General features: G+C 63.9%; 6 protein-coding genes. 1 reads left to right on the top strand and 5 read right to left on the bottom strand.

What is annotated here, in order from left to right; genetic code table 11:
* The coding region (locus WBF82_RS23185; protein WP_424385271.1) for an MmpS family transport accessory protein at positions 1 to 383 on the bottom strand (383 nt) is incomplete at its 3' end.
* 281 nt (positions 384 to 664) lie between these two features.
* Between WBF82_RS23185 and WBF82_RS23180 the strand changes: the two genes are divergently transcribed.
* Positions 665 to 1,351 carry a TetR family transcriptional regulator gene (locus tag WBF82_RS23180; protein WP_424385273.1) on the top strand — a complete coding sequence of 229 codons (687 nt, stop codon included), beginning with the start codon at positions 665 to 667 and terminating at the stop codon, positions 1,349 to 1,351.
* Positions 1,352 to 1,362: 11 nt separating this feature from the next.
* On the opposite strand, the gene WBF82_RS23175 is transcribed toward WBF82_RS23180, so the two are convergent.
* From WBF82_RS23175 to WBF82_RS23160, 4 genes are read right to left on the bottom strand one after another with little or no spacing between them, the layout of a single operon-like run.
* A complete protein-coding gene (locus WBF82_RS23175; protein WP_424385270.1) occupies positions 1,363 to 1,863 on the bottom strand; it encodes a DUF5078 domain-containing protein in 501 nt (166 codons plus the stop codon).
* 42 nt (positions 1,864 to 1,905) lie between these two features.
* Positions 1,906 to 2,310: a PPOX class F420-dependent oxidoreductase gene (locus WBF82_RS23170; protein ID WP_424385269.1), complete on the bottom strand. Its 405-nt coding sequence runs from the start codon at positions 2,308 to 2,310 to the stop codon at positions 1,906 to 1,908.
* Between the two features lie 39 nt (positions 2,311 to 2,349).
* On the bottom strand, positions 2,350 to 3,342 hold the full coding sequence (locus WBF82_RS23165; protein ID WP_424385268.1) for an ATP-binding cassette domain-containing protein: 993 nt from the start codon (positions 3,340 to 3,342) through the stop codon (positions 2,350 to 2,352).
* Between the two features lie 3 nt (positions 3,343 to 3,345).
* A complete protein-coding gene (locus WBF82_RS23160) occupies positions 3,346 to 4,395 on the bottom strand; it encodes an ABC transporter permease (protein WP_424385272.1) in 1,050 nt (349 codons plus the stop codon).
* Between the last annotated feature and the right edge of the window lie 56 nt (positions 4,396 to 4,451).

Below are 4,451 nucleotides of genomic sequence, written 5' to 3'. Positions count from 1 at the left end.
CCGATGCTGCCGCTATTGCCCTGGGCCACAATGTTTCCCATGACTGCGGCCGATGTCGTCGTGAGGTTCAGCGTCCACGGCAGGTGCGCGCCGTCAACGCGGCGCGGGTCGGCGTCGACATCGAAGTAGCTGATGTCAGCCACCGTGCCGGGAGGACCGAAAACCTCGTAGGTCAAGTGCTTGGGGTTAAAGGGCTTGGTGTCGCTATTGCCGCTGTCCGAATACGAGGGCCGCTTGTCTGAGCCGAATATGCCGTGAATCCGCCACACCGTGAATCCGCCGAGGACGACGACCATCGCGATCACGAGCGGAATCCAGGACCGCTCCAGCACCCTGAAAATCGAAATCCCCTTCACCGTTTGCGTCTTTCTGGTCGGCGGCATCCCACTTGCTCGAAGATATGCGCCTGCGGATCGGCCGGCCACGCCACCCATCGGCATATCGAACGCGGTCGGGCGGCTCAGAGTGCGAAACAGTCACCTCGACCGAGCCACACCGGCGACCAGGCACTGCCGAACCTTGACGAGTAAACCATGCCATCGAGCCGGATAGTTGCCTCCTTTCGACGGCACTCCCGCACACGTCGAAGCATGTGCAAATTTAACGCATGCTACGTGCGTAAACGGACGCTACCGGGTTCTACGCCCACCCGCAATCGGCCAACCTGCGTTATTCTCGCGCGGTGCCGCACCTCACGTTCCAGCGAGCCCGTACCGAGGACAAGAAGCGCCAACGCGCAACGGCGCTGGTCGAGGCCGCCCGCTCGCTCGCGCTGGAATCCGGTGTCGCGTCGGTGACCTTGACCGATGTCGCCAGCCGGGCCGGTGTGCACTATTCCGCGGTGCGCCGCTACTTCACCTCCCACAAAGAGGTGCTGCTGCATCTGGCCGCCGAAGGCTGGGTGCGGTGGTCAGCCACGGTGTGTGACAAGTTGGGTGAGCCCGGTCCGATGTCGCCGTCGCGGGTTGCCGCTGCGTTAGCCGATGGTCTGGCGGCCGACCCGTTGTTCTGCGACCTGCTCGCGAATCTGCATCTTCACCTTGAGCACGAGGTGGAAATCGACCGAGTTCTCGAGGTCAAGCAGGTCAGCAGCGCGGCGGTGAATTCGCTCGCGGATGCGATCGAGAATTCATTGCCGGGGCTGGGTCGCGCGGGCGCATTCGACGTCATACTCGCCGCTTACTCGCTGGCAGCTCCCCTGTGGCAGGTGGCTAACCCGCCGAAAAAACTCGCCGAGGCTTACGCGCAGGCAAAGGCGACCGACTTGCCGCCGGAGTGGAACATCGATTTCACATCCGCGTTGACGCGGCTGATCACAGCGACGTGCGTCGGCTTGGTGGCCGAGCCGTAGGAGCTAGCGACCTACCAGTTCCACACCGACATGTCGCCAGGCGGATAGTTCTGGCAGTTCTCGGTTTCCTTGGCCACAACGCCCTTGTTGTTGAAGAACAGCTTCATGTGATTAGGCCAGGCCAAGTTCAGCGGATTGATCTGAGGCGCATAGAAGTTGGCCGAATAGGCCCTGCGGTCTGCCGGCGACAACGAGTAGAACCAGTGCACCTTGTCCTGAGTCGCCTGCTGAACGTTCGGGTGGTTGTCGTAATCCCGCATGTACCGCTCGTAATACACCGGTTCGAAATCGCGTGCGGCAGCCATCAGTTGCTCAGCGGTACAGGTCGTCGCGATCATTCGCCGAGGTATCGGGAAGTCGTCGGTGGAATCGTTGGACGAGCAGCCGTCGCACGGTTGAAACCCAGGACCAGGATCGGCCACGGCGACCCGCGGCAAAGCGGTTGCGGCGGCAGTGAGCGCGAGCGCGGCGACGCCGGCGCGGACGACAAGGCTCAGTCGAGGAAGACGCATGCGGCTACTATAACGCTTTCGTAAAGGTTGTGCTTAGTCCCCCTAGACACCTGGATCGTCGCTGGCCGCGGGCTTGATTTCCAGCCCGACGTGCACCTTGTCGACGCCGCCGCGCACAAGCGAATGCGCATAGAACCACCACGCGTGGTACCAGTACCTCTTGAGGACGGCGTTGTAGACCCGCTGGGTCTCCGACTTAGGCAGCACCCGGGCAATGCCCTCGACCTCTTCGCCCTTGGGTTTGCCCAATGCGGTGCTCTTGGCGAGCGTCACCCTAGGGGTGTTGCTGATCCGCTTGGTTTTCCACGACCCGTCGTCGGTGATGACGAGCAGCTTGTCGCCCTCAGGGGCACCCCAGACCGCCGTCGGCTTGGGACGGCCGTCCTTGGTGAAGGTCGTCAGCAGCAGGTACCTGGACTTGATGACGTCGGAGAAGCTTAGAGCCACGCTCTCCTTTATATCCGGCCTCGAGCTCGTGGCGCCGGGTCAGTCGATGGCAAGCTCGCGACGTTCGATCAAGTCGCTCAGACCCTTGACGCCGAGCCGCTCGCGAAACGCCTGCGCGGTGTATCCGACGGCTGTCGCATCAGTTCGGGCCCGCACCGTCGCCGAGCGCGGCAGGTTGAACAGCACACCGATTTCGCCGAAGTAGTCGCCGAACCCGGCGACCTTCACCAATTCCTCACCGCCATCGGCTAATTCGCGCACAATATCGAACTCACCCTCGGAGACGACGTAGATCAGCTCGCCCATCGTGCATTGCTCGAAGAGCACCTCGCCCGCCTTCAGATGAACGGTCTCCGGTGGCCGATTCGTCGACGCCAGCGTCGGTACCATCTCGACGACGTGATCGGCCATCGGCAGGATCCGGCTGTCGTGGGTGGCGACCACCACCACGCGCTCACCTTCGGCGAGCGAGCGAATCAGCCGCAGCACCTCCTCCACCTGGATGAAGTCGAGGTGGGCGGTCGGCTCGTCGGCGAGGATCAACGGCGGCTCCAGCGCGATCGCGCGGGCGACCGCGACGCGCTGCTGTTGGCCTCCGCTGAGGTCACCCGGTCGGTGTTTCATGCGGTCCGCGAGGTTGACGCGCTTCAACAGTTCCTCGGCACGCTGACGCGAAGCCGCACGTGACCAGCCCGCCGCGCGCAGCGGGACCATCACGTTCTCGCACGCGGTGAGGCTCGGCACCAAGTTGAAGGCCTGGAAAACGATGCCAACCTCGTCGCGCCGGTACTTGGCCAGCTCACGGCCGTCGAGCGTGGTGACGTCGACGCCACCGAACTTGATCGCACCGCTTTTGGGTCGCAAGATGCCGCCGAGGCAAGACAACAGCGTCGTCTTTCCGCACCCGCTGGGCCCCAGCAGAATCACCAGTGATCCCGCCGAAACGTCGAGGCTCAGCCCGTTGATCGGCCGGACCGCGTACCCACCACTGGAGTACTCGACGACGAGTTCTTGGATGCTGAGATCGCCCACCGCTCAAGGACCTCCGAATGCAAGCGCGGGGTCGACCGCCACCGCGCGCCTAAGCCCAGCGACGCTGGCCAGCAAACCGATCGCGACCGCGATCAGCGGCAGCGCCAGGTAGGCATCCATCGGCACGACGACCGTCATCGGGAACAGCGGCGCCAATAGTTGGGCAAGGATGACGCCGACCACGGCGGCGAGCAGCGCGACGACGACAGCCTGCAGCGCGAGCCCGGCCAGAACCGACCGGGTCGGCACCCCGATCGCCTTGAACACGGCGAAATCGCGCATCCGCTCGAGCGCCGAAAGATACACCACTGACCCGACGATCAGCACCGCCACGATCCATAGCAGCAGAGCCACGATCGTGATCGCACTGACCGCGACGTTCAACGGTCGCAACAGGTCGTTGACACCGGCCGCACGCTCAACGGTTTGGTAGCCGTCGGGAAGATGCTGGGGCGTGCCGACGATCCCGATCGACGTGACCATCGGCTGACCGTTATATGCCAGCTGCTGTAGGCCCTCGGTTGTCAGGAAGATGTTGGGCGTCTTGGCCAGTGCGGTGGAATTGGGCACAATGCCGACGATCCGCAATGTGTGGGCGCCGACGTCTAGAGCATCACCGAGGTGACGGCCCAGCGTGCTCGACACCGCGACCTCGTCCGGTGTCGAGGGCGCTTCTCCTTGCGAGACAACTGGCATGCCGGGTCCGTACTCCGGCGCGCCGAAGGCCGTGGTGTTTCGCGTCGCCGAGCCCTCCTTGATCGTCACCGCAGCGGTGGCCAGTGGAGCCGCTGCGGCGACGCCGGGTTCACCGGCCACCCGCGTCAGGTCAACTTGGGCGAATGGTGTTGACCCCAGAAACGGTCCAGCCGCACCGGATTTGACCACGAATCTGTCGATGCCCATGGAGTCGACAGTCTGCTGCGCCTCCACCCGAAAGCCGTTGGCAAGACCGGTCAGAACGAGCGTCATCGCAAAAACCAACCCGGTGCTGACGATCGCGATGACGAGGCGGCGCCTTCGCCATTGCATGTCACGCAAGGCTGCGAACAGCATGCCTGTTGCCACGCCCCGTCGGTGTCATGGCATCGCCTCGGCCCAGGCGATGTGCC

This window comes from Mycobacterium sp., assembly GCF_049673265.1.
GTDB lineage: Bacteria > Actinomycetota > Actinomycetes > Mycobacteriales > Mycobacteriaceae > Mycobacterium.
Note: the sequence above shows the minus strand (reverse complement) of the source record. Positions and strands in the feature narration are given on the sequence as shown.

Coding starts and splice junctions, on each gene's coding strand:
- WBF82_RS23175 (WP_424385270.1), bottom strand. CDS start 1,863: ATGCGTCTTCCTCGACTGAGCCTTGTCGTCCGCGCCGGCGTCGCCGCG.
- WBF82_RS23160 (WP_424385272.1), bottom strand. CDS start 4,395: ATGCTGTTCGCAGCCTTGCGTGACATGCAATGGCGAAGGCGCCGCCTC.